This is a genomic window from Chitinophagaceae bacterium, assembly GCA_016713085.1.
GTDB lineage: Bacteria > Bacteroidota > Bacteroidia > Chitinophagales > Chitinophagaceae > Lacibacter.
The window spans coordinates 2,531,097-2,551,566 of the sequence record JADJPV010000001.1 but is presented as its reverse complement, the minus strand read 5'-3'; the positions used below and the strand labels follow the sequence as shown (position 1 = coordinate 2,551,566).

18 protein-coding genes and 5 pseudogenes are annotated in these 20,470 nt (G+C 38.9%); 7 read left to right on the top strand and 16 right to left on the bottom strand.

The window, feature by feature from the left end:
* Window positions 1-2: 2 nt before the first annotated feature.
* A complete protein-coding gene (locus IPK31_12315) occupies window positions 3-959 on the bottom strand; it encodes a hypothetical protein (GenBank protein ID MBK8088660.1) in 957 nt (318 codons plus the stop codon).
* 99 nt (window positions 960-1,058) lie between these two features.
* On the opposite strand from IPK31_12315, the pseudogene mtaB reads away from it, so the two are divergent.
* From mtaB to IPK31_12295, 4 genes and pseudogenes are all read left to right on the top strand, one after another.
* Window positions 1,059-2,353, top strand: a pseudogene (mtaB, locus tag IPK31_12310) (tRNA (N(6)-L-threonylcarbamoyladenosine(37)-C(2))-methylthiotransferase MtaB).
* 18 nt (window positions 2,354-2,371) lie between these two features.
* Complete coding sequence (locus IPK31_12305) at window positions 2,372-2,755, top strand: hypothetical protein (protein ID MBK8088659.1); 384 nt, start codon at window positions 2,372-2,374, stop codon at window positions 2,753-2,755.
* Window positions 2,756-2,834: 79 nt separating this feature from the next.
* Window positions 2,835-3,269, top strand: a complete 435-nt coding sequence (locus IPK31_12300; GenBank protein ID MBK8088658.1) for a Fic family protein — start codon at window positions 2,835-2,837, stop codon at window positions 3,267-3,269.
* Between the two features lie 152 nt (window positions 3,270-3,421).
* Window positions 3,422-3,784 carry a hypothetical protein gene (locus tag IPK31_12295; GenBank protein MBK8088657.1) on the top strand — a complete coding sequence of 121 codons (363 nt, stop codon included), beginning with the start codon at window positions 3,422-3,424 and terminating at the stop codon, window positions 3,782-3,784.
* Here IPK31_12295 and IPK31_12290 read toward each other — a convergent pair.
* From IPK31_12290 to sufB, 8 genes and pseudogenes are all read right to left on the bottom strand, one after another.
* Window positions 3,767-4,249, bottom strand: coding sequence for an Rrf2 family transcriptional regulator (locus IPK31_12290; GenBank protein ID MBK8088656.1), 483 nt, complete (start codon window positions 4,247-4,249; stop codon window positions 3,767-3,769). The two genes, IPK31_12295 and IPK31_12290, sit on opposite strands and share 18 nt — an antisense overlap.
* Before the next feature lie 14 nt (window positions 4,250-4,263).
* Window positions 4,264-4,815 (bottom strand): BrxA/BrxB family bacilliredoxin, encoded by a 552-nt coding sequence (locus IPK31_12285; GenBank protein ID MBK8088655.1) that lies wholly within the window; start codon window positions 4,813-4,815, stop codon window positions 4,264-4,266.
* Between the two features lie 43 nt (window positions 4,816-4,858).
* Complete coding sequence (locus tag IPK31_12280) at window positions 4,859-5,170, bottom strand: DUF59 domain-containing protein (protein ID MBK8088654.1); 312 nt, start codon at window positions 5,168-5,170, stop codon at window positions 4,859-4,861.
* Window positions 5,171-5,270: 100 nt separating this feature from the next.
* Window positions 5,271-5,759 (bottom strand): SufE family protein, encoded by a 489-nt coding sequence (locus IPK31_12275; protein ID MBK8088653.1) that lies wholly within the window; start codon window positions 5,757-5,759, stop codon window positions 5,271-5,273.
* Window positions 5,760-5,932: 173 nt separating this feature from the next.
* Window positions 5,933-7,174, bottom strand: a complete 1,242-nt coding sequence (locus tag IPK31_12270; GenBank protein ID MBK8088652.1) for a cysteine desulfurase — start codon at window positions 7,172-7,174, stop codon at window positions 5,933-5,935.
* 2 nt (window positions 7,175-7,176) lie between these two features.
* A complete protein-coding gene (gene sufD / locus IPK31_12265) occupies window positions 7,177-8,499 on the bottom strand; it encodes a Fe-S cluster assembly protein SufD (GenBank protein ID MBK8088651.1) in 1,323 nt (440 codons plus the stop codon).
* Window positions 8,500-8,575: 76 nt separating this feature from the next.
* Window positions 8,576-9,340, bottom strand: coding sequence for a Fe-S cluster assembly ATPase SufC (gene sufC / locus IPK31_12260; protein MBK8088650.1), 765 nt, complete (start codon window positions 9,338-9,340; stop codon window positions 8,576-8,578).
* 241 nt (window positions 9,341-9,581) lie between these two features.
* Window positions 9,582-11,027, bottom strand: a pseudogene (sufB, locus tag IPK31_12255) (Fe-S cluster assembly protein SufB).
* A gap of 433 nt (window positions 11,028-11,460) precedes the next feature.
* Here sufB and IPK31_12250 point away from each other — a divergent pair.
* Window positions 11,461-12,519 carry a hypothetical protein gene (locus IPK31_12250; GenBank protein MBK8088649.1) on the top strand — a complete coding sequence of 353 codons (1,059 nt, stop codon included), beginning with the start codon at window positions 11,461-11,463 and terminating at the stop codon, window positions 12,517-12,519.
* Between the two features lie 151 nt (window positions 12,520-12,670).
* Here IPK31_12250 and IPK31_12245 read toward each other — a convergent pair whose 3' ends face one another.
* The 7 genes and pseudogenes from IPK31_12245 to IPK31_12215 all read right to left on the bottom strand — a co-directional run bounded on the left by IPK31_12245 (window position 12,671) and on the right by IPK31_12215 (window position 19,073).
* On the bottom strand, window positions 12,671-12,991 hold the full coding sequence (locus IPK31_12245) for a type II toxin-antitoxin system PemK/MazF family toxin (protein MBK8088648.1): 321 nt from the start codon (window positions 12,989-12,991) through the stop codon (window positions 12,671-12,673).
* Window positions 12,988-13,217, bottom strand: a pseudogene (locus IPK31_12240) (hypothetical protein). Before IPK31_12240 ends, IPK31_12245 begins: the two are co-directional and overlap by 4 nt.
* 36 nt (window positions 13,218-13,253) lie before the next feature.
* Complete coding sequence (locus tag IPK31_12235) at window positions 13,254-13,919, bottom strand: CoA transferase subunit B (protein MBK8088647.1); 666 nt, start codon at window positions 13,917-13,919, stop codon at window positions 13,254-13,256.
* Between the two features lie 103 nt (window positions 13,920-14,022).
* Window positions 14,023-14,727, bottom strand: a pseudogene (locus tag IPK31_12230) (CoA transferase subunit A).
* Window positions 14,728-14,804: 77 nt separating this feature from the next.
* Window positions 14,805-17,027 carry a response regulator gene (locus tag IPK31_12225; protein MBK8088646.1) on the bottom strand — a complete coding sequence of 741 codons (2,223 nt, stop codon included), beginning with the start codon at window positions 17,025-17,027 and terminating at the stop codon, window positions 14,805-14,807.
* Window positions 17,028-17,142: 115 nt separating this feature from the next.
* Window positions 17,143-18,089, bottom strand: a pseudogene (locus IPK31_12220) (class I SAM-dependent methyltransferase).
* A gap of 6 nt (window positions 18,090-18,095) precedes the next feature.
* Complete coding sequence (locus IPK31_12215; GenBank protein MBK8088645.1) at window positions 18,096-19,073, bottom strand: acyl transferase; 978 nt, start codon at window positions 19,071-19,073, stop codon at window positions 18,096-18,098.
* A 52-nt stretch (window positions 19,074-19,125) separates the two neighbouring features.
* On the opposite strand from IPK31_12215, the gene IPK31_12210 reads away from it, so the two are divergent.
* On the top strand, window positions 19,126-19,599 hold the full coding sequence (locus tag IPK31_12210; GenBank protein MBK8088644.1) for a hypothetical protein: 474 nt from the start codon (window positions 19,126-19,128) through the stop codon (window positions 19,597-19,599).
* A 15-nt stretch (window positions 19,600-19,614) separates the two neighbouring features.
* A complete protein-coding gene (locus tag IPK31_12205; protein ID MBK8088643.1) occupies window positions 19,615-20,409 on the top strand; it encodes a hypothetical protein in 795 nt (264 codons plus the stop codon).
* Window positions 20,410-20,470 lie beyond the last annotated feature (61 nt).

Genomic DNA, 20,470 nt, shown 5'->3' with positions numbered 1-20,470 from the left:
TTTTATCTGCCGACCCGATAGCTATCGGGTTGTTTGGTCACTGCTTCAAACGGGCCATCCACTGTATATCCATCATATACAAAGCGTGGTTCAAGTTTTAGAAATGTATTATTGAGTTCGCTCAGCATTACCTGTGGCTGCGGTTCTGCAATCAATTCTTCTCCTTGCGAAATGACTGATGCATCCACTTTCAGTTCCCATTCCTTCAGTTTACTGATTACCTGTTCAAAGGAAGCCGGATCATTTGTTGTCCATTTGGTTTCATCCTGTTGCTGCAGCCATTCCGCAGCTTCATAACTTTTGGAAGAGAGTTGATAATAACAGGAATCAGCTTCCAGTAAAAAATGAACACGCTTAAATTCGTTATAGTGCATCCGTTCTTTTCCTCTCACTACATATATATCCAGCAGGTATTGGCTGTCATCAATAATTACATGAAAAGCCAGTTCAACAGGATAAGCATACAATATACATTTCACTGTTTGTACAGATGATGCAGAAGCACCATTCACCTGGTGATATAATTCCACCGTTTTATTTTGCTGACGCAAACTCATGAGTAAGGATTGCAGGTATCGAACCATTGCTTTTTTCTGCATTGCACTCCGTTCTGCTTCGTTACTGTGATAAGCTGATTGATTATGCAAAGCCGCTTCCACTTTCTGCAATTCAGGTTTTGAAAAAGCCAGAATTGCTTTAAATCCTTCATCACTTACCGAAGGAAAAGATATTTTCAGTTGCTGTCTTGTTAACGGCTGCTCACCGGAAGTAACACCTGTTGGAGTTTTAATCCATTGCCTGATTTCCAAAACAGGTCGTTTTGTAAGTAAATGTTTTGGCTGAAAGAGAATATATGTTTTTGTATTCCGGTTATCCATTGGTTCAGAGAAAAGAGGGCAAAAATAAGCGGCTGAAGACAAAACTGGCTGAATGATTTTATGACAGATCAAAAGCTGCATCGGCGCAAGTTTATCCTGCTCCTTTTTCAATTCTTCATTACCTTTGCAGGCTCTGTACAAACAGCATGAAACTGTGCAGATGGAAGAAATTAAACAACTATGGCAGAAGCAAAATCAGTCGCATTTCACACACTCGGTTGTAAACTCAACTACTCCGAAACTTCCACACTCAGTCGTCAGATGGAGAGTGAAGGTTTTGAAAAGAAAGAGTTTGACGACATGGCCGATGTGTATGTGATCAATACCTGCTCTGTTACCGATAATGCTGATAAAGAATGCCGCCAGCTGGTTCGCCGTATTCAACGGAAAGCTCCTGAAAGTTTAGTGGTAATAACCGGTTGCTATGCACAGTTGAAACCAAAAGAAATTGCAGAAATTCCCGGTGTTGATTTAGTGCTCGGTGCTGCTGAAAAATTTAATCTCGCTTCACATATCAGGAGCTTGCTAAAGGCGACAGTGCAAAGATCAGCAGTTGTGAAATTGAAGATGTAAACGGTTTCAATGCTTCTTATTCCATTAACGACCGTACCAGAACTTTTTTGAAAGTACAGGACGGTTGCGATTATACCTGTTCCTTCTGTACAATTCCCATGGCCCGTGGAAAAAGCAGGAGCGATACCATTTCTAATGTGATCAGCAATGCAAAAGAAATTGCAGCAGGTGGAAGCAAAGAAATTGTATTGACCGGTGTAAACCTCGGCGATTTTCGCCCCCCCACCCCCCAAAGGGGGGATTTAAAACAATCTCCGAATGACGAAAAAGAAAATTTTTATTCATTAATACAGGAACTGGATAAAGTTGAGGGCATTGAACGTTACCGCATTTCTTCTATTGAACCGAACTTACTTACCAATGAAGTAATTGAGTTTGTAAGTAAGAGCAAAAAGTTCATGCCGCATTTTCATATTCCGTTGCAGAGCGGAAGCAATACGGTGCTGGGTATGATGCGCCGCCGTTACAAACGTGAATTATATGCTGAACGTGTTGCACTCATTAAACAACTGATGCCGCATTGCTGTATTGGTGTGGATGTGATTGTTGGTTTTCCCGGTGAAACGGATGAACTGTTTAAAGAAACATTTGACTTTCTTCATTCCTTAGATGTTTCTTACCTGCATGTATTTACTTATTCTGAGCGTGACAATACACATGCATTAACGATCAAACCCATTGTGCCATTAAATGTGCGTTACGACCGTAACAAAACCCTCCGCAATCTTTCTTACATGAAGATGCAATACTTTACACAGCAGCATGAAGGGCAAACAAGACCAGTTTTGTTTGAAGGACATTCGAAGAATGCCATGATGGAAGGTTACAGCGACAATTATATCAAGATAACAGCCCCGTTGAAGAAAGAATGGGTGAATGAGATTGTGGAGTGGAAAATATAAAATTCCTGAAAATCTCAAATGGCTTTCTTAATTTTAGGCATGAACCTTTCTGCCAGTATACAACAAATTGATGTATTAAAAAAAGAAGCTGACGACTTACAGCCGATTAATCCTGATTTCGAACAGAAATTCTGGAATAAGTACCGCCTTGAGTTCAATTACAACTCCAACCATATAGAAGGAAATACACTTACTTATGGGCACACGCAGCTACTCCTTATGTTTGATAAAGTCGGCAGCGATGCTTATTCGTTAAGAGAACTGGAAGAAATGAAGGCGCATGATGTTGCATTACGATTGGTAAAAGAAGCAGCTTTAGACCCTGAACATATACTTACAGAAAAATTCATTAGAGAAATAAATCAAACAATTCTTGTAAGACCTTATTATAAAGATGCTTAACAGAGTGATGGGCAATCTACTAAAAGATTAATTGAACCAGGCAAATACAAAACGCATCCTAATCCGGTTCGCCTGGAAAATGGCGAAACCTTTCTATTATGCTTCTGTTGAAGAAACACCTGCTTTAATGGGGGATTTTATTGAATGGATTAGATCTGAAGAAAAAAGCAAAGAACTACATCCAATTCACTTTGCATCACTTGTGCATTACCGTTTTGTGCGAATACATCCTTTTGATGATAGTAATGGAAGAACTTCAAGATTGCTTATGAATTATTACCTGCTGCGAAACGGATACGCCCCGGTTGTAATTGAGAGTAACGATAAAAAAAGTTACCTAACCGCTTTAAACAAGGCTGACGCTGGTGACATTGAATCATTTATCAATTATATTATTGCTTGCAGTAATAGATGGCAGGAAATCTATTTAATGGCAAAAAAAGGAGAAGACATTCAAGAAAAGAATGATTATAAAAAAGAGATAGAGCTGCTTAAAAAGAACTCAAAAATATAAATGACCGTATAGAAAAGACATTAAATGAAAAAGTATTCAATACAGTAATTGAAAAAACAATTTTTCCACTTCTTAGTGCAAGAATTACCGAATTAAATCCATTCGATGACCTTTATCTTGAATCGAATATAAGAATAGAATTTAGTGATTCTTTGACTACAACAGGTAATGCCAAATATTGGGATATAAACCCAACAGATATTAAATCTCTATATAGTATTTTAGAAGATATAAAAAATGGGTTTATGTATCTACCTCCTATTAAGTTAGATTTTATTTATAGGCACAAGCGTATAAGAAAAGCGTCAAATTTAGATGATCATTATCAAACCCATTTTGCAATCGAATTTGATAGATTTAAATTTTCAATTTCAAGTTATCCAAAAGAAAAACTTTGGAAACTTTCACTATTATATCATGAAACTCTAGATGAAGAAACAATTAAAGATATTAGCTCTGTCTGTGCTAAAAACGAACTTGAATTTATAAAGAATCAACTACTTAGTATTAAATAACTCATCCATATTCCTCTGCAACACTGCTTCTAACTTTAACTCCAGTTCTTTTTCATTAACGATCAGATCTTTCAGCGTTAATTTCTCCAGCAGGTTATCCAGTGTACTTTGTACCATGCGCCAGAGTGAACGTGTACTGCAATCAACAGAGTTGGTACACAGACGACCAACAGCAGTGTGTGATTCGCAAAATTCTTTATCGAATAAGTTTCCGCCCAATGCTTTCAATACATGATTGATGATGATTTGTTCTGCCGGTTTCGCTAAAACATATCCGCCCTTATAACCGGGAGTACTGTTAATGAAACCTTCCATCCGTAACGTACGACAGATCTTTGCCACATGCGGCTCACTCAATCCTTCTGCATCACTCAGCTGCGGAATGCTTAATCCTTCAACAGGATTAGCAGATGCAATACGGATGAGCATCCGGATACCATATTCTTCTGATGACGTTATTTTCATGTGTTGTTTTTCGTTTAAGCCTGTGCTGCCAATGGATCAACCTGGTACACATTTGTAAAATAGGTTCTCAGTTCAGTACGTTCTTCCTCTGTTGTTTGCTTGGTACATTCTTTATTGTACACTTCAATTAAACTGTCTGCAATACTTCCTGCATCTGTTGTTTCTATCTGGTGACGTTGCAGCTGAAGCAATACTTTTCCATCCTTCAACAGAATAATATTGGGCGATGAAGGCGTTACTCCGTTCAGATATTTTTCACGGAAGTGCACCACTGCATCTTTTTCCATTCCTGCAAATAAAGTTGCCTTTACATCAGGAACAACATGATTGAAAAAGCTGAGCAATGCTCCCGGTCTGCTTACTCTTGCACTGCAACCGCATACACTGTTCAATACCACCATGATCACTTTTCCTGTGTTGCCGCTCAATATTTTTTCAACTTCCTCCACTGTCATCATCTGTTCAAATCCTGCATCCACGAGTTCCTTACGATAAGCTGCTACTATTTGTTCGGGATAGGATGGACCACTGTTGCCCATCAAACTATCTAATGAAATCATTGCCATAATTATTTATTTTATTCCCCATCCTGAAGGCAGGGGCAAGTCATTACATAAATCCTAATTCCAACGCTGCCACTTCGCTCATCATACTCTTATCCCATTTCGGTGTCCAGGTAATCATTACGTTTACATCTGTCACTCCTTCCACTTCTCTTACTTTCTGATCCACTTCCACAGGTAATGATTGTGCAGCCGGGCAACTGGGTGCTGTTAACGTCATTGTGATCTGCGCATAACCTTTCTCATTTACATCTACATTATAGATGAGACCCAGATCATAAATATTCACCGGCAACTCCGGATCAAATACCGTTTGCACTTTCTCGATGATTTTTTCTTTTATTGCTTCTGTATTCATAAGCCTCTCCCTCGTTCCCTCTCCGGTAGAGAGGGAGGCCGAGCCTTTGTTTTTTTATTATCTTTTGTAATTCAGCATTTCAACACTCCTCTTTCATTCATCAGCTATAGTATTGTTCAACATTTGTCACAAGCGCTCTGCTTAGCCCCTCATTTGGGGGGGGGAGTTGTTGTTGTGCTAAATAAACTGTTGCGTCCAATTTCATTTGTTTCACCATGCTTAACAAACCATTGCTTCTTGTTTGTGCCAGGTGCTGCTTCATACCAATCTTATCAATAAAGTCCAGCTTGGCATCAATAATTTCCTGTGGTGCATGTCCGCTTAATACACGAATCAGCATACTCACCAATCCCTTTACAATTACTGCATCGCTTTCAGCACGGTAAACCACTTTCCCATCTTTAAACTCACTGATCATCCACACTGTACTCTGGCAGCCTTTGATTTTGTTTCCATCTTTTTTATACTCATCTTCCAAAGGCTTCAGCTTCTTTCCCATGTCGATGATGTATTCATACTTTTCATCCCAGGTATCAAAAAGAGAAAAATCTTCAACTATTTCTTCCTCTATTGCTGCTATTGATTTCATTCAGGCTTCTGACATTTCCTCCTCTCTGGTAGAGAGGGCTTTGTATTTTTAATAAACAATTTGTTCTTCCACATCAACTTTAAATCTCTACTCTTCACATTTCAACTACTCAATCATTCATAAAACCTTTAATGGCTGCATCCTATCCTCCCTTGGGGAGTTAGAGGGGGCTTCTATCTCAACATCTTAATTGCTTTATTTAATCCTGCTATCATCACATCAATTTCATCCTTTGTATTGTACATCGCAAAACTTGCTCTTGTTGTACCGGGAATACCAAAACGGTTCATCAATGGTTGTGTGCAATGATGACCTGTTCTAACAGCAACTCCCTGGTTATCTAACATAATTCCCAGGTCCTGCGGATGAACACCATCCACAACAAAAGAAGCGACACTTACTTTTTGTTTTGCTTTTCCAATTATACGGATGCCATCAATTGATTCTAATTGTTCTGTTGCATACTGCAGCAGCTCTTCTTCATGACGACGAACCTGTTTTTTACCAATACGTTCTACAAAATCAATGGCAGCTTTCAATGCAACTGTATCAGCAATATTGGGTGTGCCTGCTTCAAACTTGTAAGGCAATTCATTCCAGGTTGTTTTTTCGAATGTTACATCTTTAATCATCTCTCCTCCACCCATGAATGGCGGCATTGCTTCCAGTAATTCTCTTTTCCCATATAACACACCAATACCTGTTGGACCGTATACCTTATGAGAACTGATCGCAAAAAAATCGCAATCAAGTTCCTGCACATCAATATCAAGGTGAACAGTTGACTGTGCGCCATCCAGCATTACGATTGCTCCGATCTTATGTGCTGCATCAATGATTTCTTTTACGGGATTGATTGTTCCCAATGAATTGGAAGCATGCACAACAGAAACCAGTTTTACTTTTTCATTCAGCAGCTTGTGAAATTCCTCCATCATTAATTCACCGTTATCATCAATTGGAATCACTTTCAACTTTGCACCTGTCATTTCTGTAATCAGCTGCCAGGGAACAATATTGCTGTGGTGCTCCATGCCGCTGATGATGATTTCATCACCTGCTTTCAAATTTGTTCTTGCCCATGTATAGGCAACAAGGTTGATGCTCTCTGTTACTCCTCTGGTGAAAATAATTTCTTCCCGATGACCGGCATTGATAAATCTCTGCACGGTATCCCTTGTTGCTTCATAGGCTGCTGTTGCTTCTTCTGCCAGCGAATGAATACCACGGTGAATATTTGCATTGTAGTTTGAATAGTAATTCACCAATGCATCAATTACTGCCTGCGGCTTTTGCGTGGTAGCAGCATTATCAAAATAAACCAATGGCTTATCCTTCACTTTCCTGTTCAGCACAGGGAAATGTTTCCTGATCAGCTCAACATCAAATGCTATATAAAGGGCTGTATTCGGCATAGTTAATCTGTTAATAGTTGATTCTCAAAATCAAGTCTTTCAGAAATGATCCTGTCTGCATAATCACGGATCGGTTTCAGTTCAATCTTATCGAGTATTTCACCTGCAAACGCATGCAGCAATAAAGCTTTTGCAGCTTTTTCACCAATACCTCTTGCTCGCAAATAGAATAAGGCTTCTTCATCCAAACGGCCAACCGTACATCCATGCGAACATTTTACATCATCTGCAAAAATTTCCAGCTGAGGTTTAGTGTTGATGGTGGCAGTATCGCTTAACAATACATTCTTATTACTCTGGTAAGCATTTGTTTTCTGTGCATCCTTGCGTACAAATATTTTCCCGTTGAAGACAGCTGTAGCATTTTCATCAATAATCCCTTTGTACAATTCATTGCTTAAACTGTTGGGCATCTGATTATCCACGATGGTGTGATTGTCAACATGTGTACTTCCTTTTACACAATACAAACCATACATATTGCTTTCGCAACCGGGTGCTTCTAAAATGAAGTTGAGATTATTGCGGATCACTCCGCCATTCAGTGTAATGGTTACTGAATTCACTTTACTCACTCCCACCTGCCGCACATGCGTTGTTTTTACACAGCTGCTGTGACTGTCTTCGTTCTGTATTTTGTAAATATGAACCTGTGCGTTTTCTTCCACTACTATTTCTGAAATCTTATTGATGAAGGAATCGCTGCTGCCAAGTGTTACTTCTTCTTCCACCAGTTTCACTTCTGCGTTTACATTTACATGAATCAATGTACGTGGCTGGGAAAACACACTTACCGTTCTTGCATCATTGATATAATAACAGTACAATGGATGTTCAACAGCTTTATTTTTTTTGATGGAGATGAACAAACCCTGGTGTGCAAATGCATTGTTCAATGCATTGATGCCGTCTTTATGATAAGATGCACTGTGACCAAGATTATTATCTACAATCGATTTGTATTCTCCTTTTGCAGCTTCGCTCAACGGCATAATCACCAGTTCATCAGCTGATGAACGGATGGTTGATAACTTCGATTGATAAATTCCATTTACAAATACCAGTTCATTCGCATGTTCATTTCCCGGCAAACGAAATTCATTCACATCTGTTTCAGTAATAACTGTCGCATTAGTTGCGTATGAAAAATCTTTACCAAGCACACTGCTGATCCTTGTGTACTTCCATTCCTCATGCTTTACAGTAGGGATGCCCAGTTCAGCAAATGCTTCAAAGCCTTTGTTGCTGAGACTTTGCAAAGCACCATTTCCACTGAACTTCTGTTCGGCGTATTTATCGTTTATTAGTTCCTTTAATTCTGACATAACTTTTAGTCTTTTCCGTGAGGCTGCTCAGCAACCTGATTGATTCTTAATTTAATTCCCTGCAGCCAGGGCATTATCAGGCTTCAACTTCTTCGCCCAATTCTTCTTTAATAAAATCATATCCTTTTTCTTCCAGTACCAATGCCAGTTCTTTTCCGCCAGTTTTTACAATACGTCCTTTGTAAAGAATGTGTACATAGTCAGGAACGATGTAATCAAGTAAACGCTGATAGTGAGTAATCACTAATGTTGCGTTGTCTTTCGACTTCAGTTTGTTTACACCTTCAGCTACAATACGGAGTGCATCAATATCCAAGCCGCTGTCTGTTTCATCCAATATTGCCAGTCTTGGCTCAAGCATGGCCATCTGGAAAATTTCATTCCGCTTCTTCTCACCACCGCTAAACCCTTCATTCAATGAACGGCTTAACAATGACTGATCAATATTTACCAGTTTCATTCTTTCTTTCATCAGCTTTAAAAATGCAACTGCATCCATTGGTTCTTCACCACGATACTTACGCACTTCATTCACTGCTGTTTTAATAAAGTTGGTGGTACTTACACCCGGAATTTCAATGGGGTACTGAAACGCTAAGAACAAACCTTCTCTTGCACGGTCTTCAGGAGAAAGCTCTAACAGATCTTTTCCTAAAAATTCAACACTGCCACCGGTAACTTCATAATCAGCACGGCCGGCTAATACAGAAGCCAGTGTTGATTTACCACTTCCGTTGGGACCCATGATAGCATGTACTTCTCCCGGTTTAATATCGAGGTTGATTCCTCTTAAGATTTCCTTTTCTTCAATACGTGCCTGTAAATTTTTAATACTTAACATGATTTAAGCCTCTCCCTCGTTCCCTCTCCTGCAGAGAGGGAGGTCGGGCATTTGTTTATAAATTGAACAATGATTTTTTACTTTTCAACTGATGAATAAAATTTCAACAGTACAAGAGTGCGACGCAACAGAAGTTTAATTCCTGTTCTATCGCCTGATCAACAAAAAAAGAACTCCAAATTTTTATACTGCAACATTCACTTTGAGTGTTAACAGTCCCCCTTTAGGGGCGGAGGGGTTTTTACCCTACACTTCCTTCCAGTGAAATAGCCAGCAGCTTTTGTGCTTCTACTGCAAACTCCATCGGCAGCTGATTCATTACTTCTTTTGCAAAACCATTAATGATTAATGCAACGGCGGTTTCAGTATCCAGTCCACGCTGATTACAATAAAAGATCTGGTCTTCACCAATCTTTGAAGTTGTTGCTTCGTGTTCAACCTGCGCTGTACTGTTCTTTACTTCTATATACGGAAATGTATGAGCACCGCATTTATCACCCAGCAGCAAACTATCGCACTGAGAAAAGTTTCTTGCGTTGACTGCATTCTTACCAACCTGCACTAAACCACGGTAAGAGTTTTGACTGAAGCCCGCTGAAATACCTTTTGGATACAATGCGGCTTCTTGTGTTTTTACCAATGTGCATCATCTTGCTGCCAGTATCGGCCTGCTGATAATTATTGGTTACTGCAACAGAATAAAATTCACCCTGGCTGTTATCATCCTTCAAAATCACACTTGGATACTTCCATGTAACAGCACTTCCTGTTTCAACCTGTGTCCAGCTGATCTTTGAATTTACACCTGCACAGATACCACGCTTGGTTACAAAATTGTAAATACCGCCTTTGCCTTCTTTATTACCAGGATACCAGTTCTGCACGGTTGAATATTTTACTTCTGCATTATCGAGTGCAACAATTTCTACAACCGCAGCATGCAGTTGATTTTCGTCACGCATGGGAGCCGTACAACCTTCGAGATAACTTACATAGCTTGATTCTTCAGCCACAATTAATGTACGTTCAAACTGTCCTGTATTTTCGGCGTTGATACGGAAGTAAGTGCTCAATTCCATGGGCGACTTCACACCTTTTGGAATATAACAGAAACTTCCATCGCTGAACACAGCACTATTGAGAGCAGTAAAATAATTATCCGTCATTGGTACAACAGAACCCAGCCATTTTTTGATAAGTTCAGGATGTTCCTTGATGGCTTCGCTCATGCTGCAGAAAATAATTCCCAGCTCGGCTAATTGCGTTTTAAAGTTGTTGCAATAGAAACCGAATCAATTACCGCATCAACTGCCACACCACTTAAACGTTTTTGCTCGTCTAATGAAATGCCGAGTTTTTCAAATGTTGCTCTTAGCTCAGGATCAATTTCATCCAAGCTGTTAACCGTTACCTTTTGCTTGGGGGCACTGTAATATTTGATGGACTGGTAATCAATTTTCGGATAGTGCACATTCGACCAAGTTGGTTCTGTCATTTTCAGCCAGTGCCGGTAAGCTTTCAGCCGCCATTCGAGCATCCACTCAGGTTCATTCTTTTTGGCGCTGATAAAGCGTACAATATCCTCGCTAAGTCCCGGAGGAGCTTCATCAGCTTCAATATCCGTAACCCAGCCGTACTTGTACTCACTGAGGGCGGTTTGCTCCAATGTATTGAGCATTTCACTCATGATTCATTTTGTTTAATCAGTTACTCTTAAATATTCAACATTCAATCTGTACACAAAAGTACAGATTAATCTATACTAAAAAGTACAGATTGTGTCGAAAAGCGGAAAATGTGGGGAAATTTTGAAAATGTTTGCCACGAACCTACCTTCCGACAGGCAGGTTACACGGATTTACACGAAAAAATGTGGGGCTATGGTCTGTTTGTATATTATTCAGCAACGGTTCCGGCTTTTCGCTGTACCTCCGCTACGCTGTGGTGCCGCTGCAATCCGGCAGCCCTTAGGTGAAGGAATTACAATTCAAGAAAAGGACCAGTTTGCAAAACCAGGAATATCAAATAGTAAAAATAATTACCTGTTATATCCTTTATTTAAATCATACAGTATTTACTTTTGAATACTCTATTTCTTGTACCTGAAATAATTAGAAATAATGATACGTTACCTCTTAAACTTCGCCACCTTAAGCTCTCTTTTCTTTTTTCTAGTTTCCGCTTCCTGTTCCAAAAAAAGCAATAACGAAAATACGCCGACAATATATTCAGCCGGCTACATAGAAACACTAAATGGCAGCCGGTATAGTATGTTTTGGAAGAACCAGACAGGAACTAAAAATTCTACTCTGGATTTTGCATATGCCCCTCAATCACTCTTTGTTTCCGGATCAGATGTTTACATAGCAGCTAATGAAAATTATTTAGGTAAGACACAGGCAAGGCTACTAAAAAACGGCAATATAACTGACTTGAATCAAGGCTTAACTAATGGATCTTATGCAAGATCAGTTTATGTATCAGGACAAGATGTATATGTGGGGGGCGCAGAAATTCGTACTAACAATAATGTGACAGCCCGTGTTTGGAAAAATGGTGCAGGACTTAACTTATCTAAAGACATTTCGGACAGCAGCAGTTATGTAAATTCAATATTTGTTTCGGGATCTGATGTTTATGCAACAGGAATAATACATCGGTATACATCATATAACAATTTTACGGCATTGGCAGTCGTATGGAAAAACGGAAAAATTGAAACAAATCTTCTAACAACTTTAAATAATTCACAAGCCCTTTCAATTTTTGTTGATGGCTCAGATGTTTTTGTTGCAGGGAATGAAAGTTTAGGAGGTAAATATGTAGCAAGACTTTGGAAAAACGGAAATGCAACAACATTACCCAGTCAATCAAATACTTATATTGCTTACTCTGTTTATGTTACAAATAATGATGTTTATGTTGCCGGGTATGAAGATGTTCCTTATGGATACAAGGCAAAGCTTTGGAAAAATGGTATCCCTGTTGAGTTAGGAGGTATTCCAAATCAATCGTCAATGGCACTTTCAGTTTTTGTTTTAGGTTCGGATGTTTACGTAGGAGGTAAAAGAGGTGATGGCAATGGCAATTGGGTAGCTACAGTTTGGAAAAATGGGATTCCTATCTCTCTGTCAGTGGGGTCTGTTGATCAAGGTGCTTTTTCAATTTTTGTGAAGTAACCAGGTCTTCTATCTCTCTTAAAAAAATCCTGCAGTTTCTTCATCAAGCCCGTTTTCTCTTGAGGTTTCATTTTGCAACCTCAAAACAAGTTTCCATTCTTCAAGGTCACAATTTGTGACCTTGAAAATTTCCTGCCGTCAACAAATCAAATTAACCCAATTGGAATAAGGCTATCAGGTTTTGATTCACTGAGCCTAACTGCTCTTTTGAAAGCTCGCCCAGTTTACCCAATACAATGTCTCTGTCAAGAGTTGCCAGCTTACTCAAACGGATAACAGAAACCTGTTTTAACCTGTTCAATTCATCCGGCTTGAGCAAAATATCTGTAAGTGCGGCAATTTGTGCCTGAGAAGAAATAAAAGCAACTGTTACATCACGTTCGTCTGTATATAATACAAGTGCAGGTCTTGTTTTGCTTCCCGATAAATCTGTGAAGGGAAAAGGCACAAGAATAATATCGCCTTTTATCATTTGTATTTTTCTTTGAGGTCTTTGGCTGTATATACAGCTTCCTCTTCTTTCGCCAGAAACTGAAACGAAGAGGATTCTGCTACTAACTGCTGAATTCCTTTTGCAGAGCATCTTCTTCAAATTTTTTAAGTATATATTCTGCAAAATCATTTACCTCGCTTATTTTATCAGCAGGTAATTTTTCCAGTGTTTTCACTGCTTTATGAATGAGTTCTGTTTTACTCATAGTCTTTATATTGAAACCAAATTTAACCTTTTAAACTCAAAATACCATCTCCGGCACTTCCCCTTCCACCGTCAACTTCCCTGCCGTCTTAGCAATTATTTCTTCAACTGAAACACCGGGAGCTCTTTCTAATAATTTAAATCCGTCAGGCGTAACATCTAATACGGCGAGATCAGAGACAATCTTCTTCACGCACCTTATGCCTGTTAATGGCAAAGCGCATTGAGGCAGTAATTTGCTTTCACCTTTGGGATTGGTATGCATCATGGCCACAATAATATTTTTTGCACTGGCAACAAGATCCATAGCTCCACCCATTCCCTTTACCATTTTACCGGGGATTTTCCAGTTAGCAATATCACCCTGTTCACTTACTTCCATTGCGCCAAGAACAGTGAGGTCAACTTTACCTGCACGGATCATTCCAAAACTCATGGCGCTATCGAAGAATGCTGAACCGGGCAATGTGGTGATGGTTTGTTTTCCTGCATTGATGAGATCAGGATCTTCATCTCCTTCAAACGGAAAAGGCCCCATCCCCAGCAAGCCGTTCTCACTCTGCAATTCAACATGAATGCCTTTGGGAATATAATTAGCGACCAGCGTTGGAATACCAATGCCGAGATTAACATAATAACCATCTTTTAATTCCCTTGCAATGCGTTGTGCAATTTGTTCTTTGTTAAAGCCATAACAAACAATGTGATAATTTGACAATTTGCTGATATGCTGATAACCTAAACTACAATCAGCATAAAAATTAAACCGATGGTGCAGCTAAAACATTAGCCCATCAGCACATTAACTAATTAGCTATTTTTTTTCTTACAGTCCTCTGTTCAATCCTCTTTTCATAATTACTTCCCTGGAAAATGCGATGTACATAAATGCCGGGCACATGAATTTCATTTGGATGAAGTATACCAGCTTCCACTAATTCTTCCACTTCAGCAATGGTAATTTTTCCAGCCATTGCCATTAAGGGATTAAAATTTCTTGCAGTGTCTTTAAAAATTAAATTCCCCATCGTATCACCCTACCCTGCTTTCACAATTGCATAGTCGGCATTCAATGCACACTCAAGTAAATAATCTTTCCCTTTAAAGTTTCTGATTTCTTTTCCGGCGGCTACTTCTGTTCCAACTCCGGCCGGAGTATAAATAGCCGGCATGCCATAACCTGCAGCCATGCAACGTGTAGCTAAGGTTCCTTGCGGAATGAGTTCAACTTCCAGTTCACCGCTCAACAGTTGCCGTTCAAATTCAGCATTCTCTCCAACATAAGAAGAGATCATTTTTTTCACCTGCTTTTGCTTCAGCATTAAACCAATGCCAAAATCATCAATGCCTGCATTGTTGGAAATGCAGGTAAGGTTTTTAATTCCTTTCTTAACTAATGCTGAAATACAATTTTCCGGAATACCGCACAATCCAAATCCACCGAGCATGAGAGTTGCTCCATTAGAAATATCATTGATTGCTTCACTGGCATTTGAAACAACTTTGTTCATAACACAATCGTTTCTGTAAATGTAGTGGAAGATGACGAATTGCTCATTTCCTGTTTACATTTTCGTGCCGGTCAAATTCAGGCAGCGTTTAAATATTCTTTTAATTCTTCCAGTACAATTTTGACTGAATGATCTAATTCTGCCACCAATACACTCATTTGTTCTTTTTCAGAAGGTTTCGTTATATCAGCTTTTTCCAGTTGTCTTACCTTATTCGAAACAACTTCCTTCACACCCAAAATTCCCAGTGTGGTTTTCATATTATGTGCCACTTCTTTTACCCGTTCAGCATCTTCAGCAGCAAATGAATCCTGCAATTTTTTCACTTCAGTTGGTAACAGATCAGCTGCTTTCAACAGCACTTCTTCTACATATTCTTTACTGCCTCCTGTTATGCGTTCGAGGTATTCAATGTTGATCAGTTTCAACTGCGAAGGAGTTGGCAATGCATTCCAGTCTTTATAATATTCCAGCAGTTCAAATAATTTTACATCATCAATTGGTTTGGTGAGATAAGCGTTCATCCCTGCATGAATACTGGCCTGCTGTTCTTCGGGCTGACTGAATGCACTTAGCCCAATAACCGGAGTCTGTATTTTTAATTCAGCCCTGATTTTCCTTGTTGTTTCAATGCCATTTAAGTGCGGCATCTGTACATCCATGATGATAAAATAGTAACTGTTATATTTCAGCATTTTCAACGCAACCAATCCATTTTCTGCTTTTTCAAATGAATAATTATGTTCTTTCAAAATGAAGCCAAGTAAATCACGGTTCATTTCATTATCATCTACTATTAAAATTTTCAGCTGCTCATTCCTTTCATCATCTTCTTCAATTACTTCAATTTCTTCTACCAACGAATGTATTTCAACATCAGTATCAATGAAATAGGGTAACAGCACTTCAAACTTTGTTCCCATACCCGGTGAAGAAACAGCTGTAATAGTTCCACCCTGCATTTCCACCAGTTGTTTTACAATAGGTAAGCCAAGACCCGTACCAAAGTATTTTTTCTGCAAGCCTGAATCAACCTGGTAGAAACGTTCAAAAATATGAGGCATTTTCTTTTCGTCAATACCAATTCCTGTATCAGAAACAATAAACTGGAGCCATGCTTTTCCTTCAGTTATTTTTCCCAGTTTCACCTGTACTTTAATACTTCCGCTATCTGTAAACTTGATGGAGTTACCGGTTAAATTCACAAGCAGTTGCATCAGTTTCTTTTCATCGCCCAGCAAATGAACAGGCACCTGCTCATCTTTTTCAATAATTAACAGCAGATTTTTACTGTCTGCACGGTTTTGTATTACGTTCTTCAGGTTACTCAATACATCATTCAGCGCAAATGGTTCTTTTGAAAACTGTATATAGCCTGATTCAAGTTTAGAATAATCGAGTACATCATTGATTACTTCCATCAACAGGTTGCCGGAAACTTTCATGGCATAGATCCATTGCTTTGTTTCCTGGTTATGATCTTTTTTCAGCAGCAGGTTTGTATAACCGATAATGGAATTTAAAGGTGTACGTAATTCATGTGTAACATTTGAAATAAACTGATCTTTTACCATCAATGCACTGTGTTCTTTTTGAACAGCAATGGAAAGACTGTTATTTAACCGGTTTGTTTCAATCATTTTATATAACACCAGAAAAGCAATCAGCAGCATAAAAACCAAAGAGATCAGGTTCCATTTCTTATCAAGGTTCAGCATGGATGTTCTTTCTGAGGCAATAGCAAGATTCAATGAGGAAATTTTTGAACTCATTGTGTTCACCAACTCTTGTGCTCCATAAGAAAGCTCTGAAAGATTCCGTTTGTTTTCTCCGCCATTTAAAATCTCCAATGCTTTCCCTGCTCCTTTGGCAGTGTATGTTTCAAGAATTTCGTTATTAAGTGCAAGCCTGTTTTTTGCTTTATGAATAAAAATATTAACCAGGTATTTTGGAACATACACCGCATAGCTTGTCTTTATCAATTCTAGGTTTCCCCCAACGATTGTGCTGTTGTTCTTAAATTCTTCCAGCTTTGCTGAATCGCCGGTTTGAATAAACCGTTCAAGACTGTGATCTGCCTGTGAAATCAAAAACATCGTCTTTTCTACAACCTGCTGATACTTTTGCTGCAGAATAACTGAGTCGTTTTTTGCATTGTGATCCTGAACCGAATGAAGAACTTTCAACTCTATGATATAGTTCACAGCAATGCCAACAAATAAAACAAGAATAACTGCCGAAAATGCGAGAATCTGCTTAAGACGGGGATTTCCCTTGAATGAAGAAAGTACTGGTTTCATAGAATTGGATTGTAGGATATTAAACTGAAACGAAAAATTAGGGATTTTCATTGTAAAATCCAATCAAAAAGAATTGATTTTCAGATAATAACTGAAAATAAGCATGAATTATGGCTTATTTGATCATTCTCCAGCACCAGCGCCTGAGTTTTCCCTCAAAATCAAAGGGAGTGGTTGCCTTGGTTATATCATTGATCACCGATGCCTCGATAGCATCTTTATTGAGTTCAAACCTTGTTGCATTATTGCTGAAGTACAAAACCCCACCCGTTTTCATAGCCCTGAATGTCTGATTGATCAGTTCAACATGATCTTTCTGAATATCCAGGAAATCCTTCATTTTTTTACTGTTACTGAAGGTTGGCGGATCCATGATCACAAGATCAAATGTATTGGGTGTAAGCGTTTGCAGGTATTGCTTTACATCAGCCACTTCAAATTTGTACTTCCGGTGATCGACAAGAAAATTTGCTTCAAAATTTTTTTTGCCCAATCGATATAAGTGTTAGAAAGATCAACAGTAACTACTTCCTCAGCTTCTCCTGCAGCCGCATATACACTGAACGATCCTGTATAAGCAAAGAGGTTGAGTACTTTTTTCCCTTTGGATTCATCCATCAGCATTTTTCTTGTAATGCGGTGATCGAGAAACAAACCTGTATCAAGATAATCAGAAAGATTGACTAAAAACTTCAGTCCATTTTCTTCCACTTCAAAAAACTCCTTCTCTTCACTTACCTTCTGGTATTGTGATAACCGATCTGTTTTCCTTCGGCGTTCCTTCGTATAAATATGTTCATCATCAACCTGCAGTACATCAGCAATAACTGCTGCTGTACCATTCAGCCAATCCATATGTTCATCTTCCGTTAAATGATGTTTGGCCCTGTATTCACTCAAACAAACTTTCTCTCCATAAATATCAATACTTACGGGAAACTCCGGCAAATCCTTATCATACAAACGGTAACAGGATATATGCATACGCTTCGCCTGTTTGCTCCGGTGTTTATACACTTTCGCTAAACGGTTCTGAAACATCTGTAACTTTTCTGTAAGCATAGTCAATTATAAAGCTAATAAGCTGCATCCACGTATATCGCTGTTATCCATTCGGCCCAACACCCTGAAACTGCCATCTTCATACACTTCGCCCACATCATCGGTTGCAATAAAGCAACAGGAATACAAATTAGCAAGGTCGATAATATTTAATGCACCTTTCCCAACTGTATGCATCTGCAAGGGATCATCTTCATCTCTTACCAGTACTTTCATCCATGGCGGACAATGAAACAATCCATCTCCTGCTGAATAAGCCTGGCTCAGCAGTTCCGTCATTCCGTATTCAGAATGAATTGTCTTTACCCCAAAACTTTTCTTAAGTAACTGATGTACTTCTTCTCTTGTCAACTCTTCTCTCCTGCCCTTCATTCCACCGGTTTCCATAATGGTTGTGTTATAACAATGCAGTTGATATTTCTCTGCAAAATCAAGCAAACCAAATGTTACCCCTATTAACATCGTTTGCTGTCCGTTTGTTTCAAGAAGTTTCAGTGTATCATACAATTTATCAAATTCGTTAAGATAAAACCCATTGTTGAGATGCTGACTTTCATCCATCAGGCGCTTTACCATATATACCAATGATGAATGACTGCGTTCCAAATAAGAAGGCAGCAGCCCGAGAAAGCACCAGTTTTCAGGGTTTCCATACTGCAGTTGAAACGCATTGAAAAAAGAATCTTCATACAGAGCAAGGCTTTTGACAGCATGTTTACTCTGAATGGTTTGTGATGTGCCGCTGCTTTCAAAAACAGCTTCCGGCTGAAAAGTGGTTGACACTACGTTATGCGTTTTGAAAAATCCGATCGGTAAAAAAGGGATCTGCTGATCAGCGGGTACTTGCTCCGCATCAATCTTCAATGCTTTACAGAATGACTGATAAACAGCACTGTTTTCATATTGAAAACGGAATGCATTATGTGCTGCCGTGTTGAAATTAGCGGCATTTACTTCAAAAAGATTGTTAACAAAAGGAGGAATCAATTTTTTAATGCTGTATTAATGCTTAAATTTGAAATAAGAACAATTCCGAATGAGAGCAAAACTATTATTTCTTTTCCTATTTGCCGGTATCCTTGCTGGATGTAAAAAAGATAAATATCAAACAAAACCTCAATTAAAGATCAAAGATCTGACAGTGGGTACCATTACTACGTTAAATGGAACCGGATCAGCCGTTGAAATTGATTTTGAAGTAACTGATAAGGAAGGTGATGTGGAAGATAGTATTTTCATTCAGAAAGTAGATGCTGCCAACGTCCCTTGTCCGGGAAACTCAATCCTCACCAATCTTGATTATAAAATTCCTGACTACCCTAATTCATCTAACCAGAAGGTTCTATTCAGGGTTCGTTTTTCAACACTTAATGTTGAAGGATACGCATTATTAGGAGGCCCTGCCTGCCCACCACGGAAAGACACTTCTTACTTCCGGTTTGTTGTAAAAGATAAGGCTGGCAACAAAAGTGATACGCTCAAAACCGCAGTGATTGCTTTTCCTTTATAAACTATTTGCAGGCAGATGAAAGCCATCTTCCGCTTTTTCTTTTTCCATCATATTGTTATTGCATTATGTGCAGCTGCATTATGTGTGCAGACAAAGATGTTCTATTCCCTTTTTGATTATCCTCTTACGCTGATTTCTTTTGTATTCTTTGCAACCCTGCTAAGCTATAATGTGCATTTTACTTTAGCCGCACAAAAAAGCACATCAACAGATCAATTGCTATGGTTTCACAGAACAAAAACCTTTACGCTAATTTTTAACCTGCTTACACTGCTGGCTATGCTTTGGTTCTGGTGGAAGATCAGAGAGATTACAGTACTTATTCTTATTTCAATCCTGATCAACGCAAGCTATACGGCTCCGCTGCTGTTAAAGAAACCCATTAAGCTTCCTTCTTATCTTACATTCATCAAAAGCTATTTTATCGGCTTTGTATGGTCGTATGCCACTGTTGTGCTGCCACTGGCTTTCTTTCATGTTGAACCGGAGCTGAATGAAATTTTTCTTTTTGCCAGCCGTATTCTGCTGGTAGCATTAGCCACGATGATCTTTGATTACAGGGATAAACTCCGTGATTTTGAATCGGGCGTACATACTCCGGCCAACCTGATGAATGAAAAACAGTTTACTGTTTTCTTTCTGATCAATGTTTTGATTTATCTCTTCACCGTTGTGTTTCTTGCATACCGTTTCAGCAATTCTGCTCATCTGCTGCAAATCATTCCGGGCCTGGTACTAATCTATCTGCTGCGGGAATCAAAACGGCAGGACAATGATCTTTTTATCTCGGTTGGGTTGACGGTGTGCTGATCCTTTCTTCCCTGTTGAGTTTATTCCTCCTGTTTTAATTACATTTGCTAAAACCATGAAC

Coding starts and splice junctions, on each gene's coding strand:
- IPK31_12285 (MBK8088655.1), bottom strand. CDS start 4,815: ATGGCAATGATTTCATTAGATAGTTTGATGGGCAACAGTGGTCCATCC.
- sufD (MBK8088651.1), bottom strand. CDS start 8,499: ATGTCAGAATTAAAGGAACTAATAAACGATAAATACGCCGAACAGAAG.
- IPK31_12205 (MBK8088643.1), top strand. CDS start 19,615: ATGAAAGCCATCTTCCGCTTTTTCTTTTTCCATCATATTGTTATTGCA.
- IPK31_12315 (MBK8088660.1), bottom strand. CDS start 959: ATGCAGCTTTTGATCTGTCATAAAATCATTCAGCCAGTTTTGTCTTCA.
- IPK31_12300 (MBK8088658.1), top strand. CDS start 2,835: ATGGCGAAACCTTTCTATTATGCTTCTGTTGAAGAAACACCTGCTTTA.
- IPK31_12280 (MBK8088654.1), bottom strand. CDS start 5,170: ATGAATACAGAAGCAATAAAAGAAAAAATCATCGAGAAAGTGCAAACG.
- IPK31_12275 (MBK8088653.1), bottom strand. CDS start 5,759: ATGAAATCAATAGCAGCAATAGAGGAAGAAATAGTTGAAGATTTTTCT.
- IPK31_12250 (MBK8088649.1), top strand. CDS start 11,461: ATGATACGTTACCTCTTAAACTTCGCCACCTTAAGCTCTCTTTTCTTT.
- IPK31_12270 (MBK8088652.1), bottom strand. CDS start 7,174: ATGCCGAATACAGCCCTTTATATAGCATTTGATGTTGAGCTGATCAGG.
- IPK31_12290 (MBK8088656.1), bottom strand. CDS start 4,249: ATGAAAATAACGTCATCAGAAGAATATGGTATCCGGATGCTCATCCGT.
- sufC (MBK8088650.1), bottom strand. CDS start 9,340: ATGTTAAGTATTAAAAATTTACAGGCACGTATTGAAGAAAAGGAAATC.
- IPK31_12245 (MBK8088648.1), bottom strand. CDS start 12,991: ATGATAAAAGGCGATATTATTCTTGTGCCTTTTCCCTTCACAGATTTA.
- IPK31_12210 (MBK8088644.1), top strand. CDS start 19,126: ATGAGAGCAAAACTATTATTTCTTTTCCTATTTGCCGGTATCCTTGCT.
- IPK31_12305 (MBK8088659.1), top strand. CDS start 2,372: ATGGCTTTCTTAATTTTAGGCATGAACCTTTCTGCCAGTATACAACAA.
- IPK31_12225 (MBK8088646.1), bottom strand. CDS start 17,027: ATGAAACCAGTACTTTCTTCATTCAAGGGAAATCCCCGTCTTAAGCAG.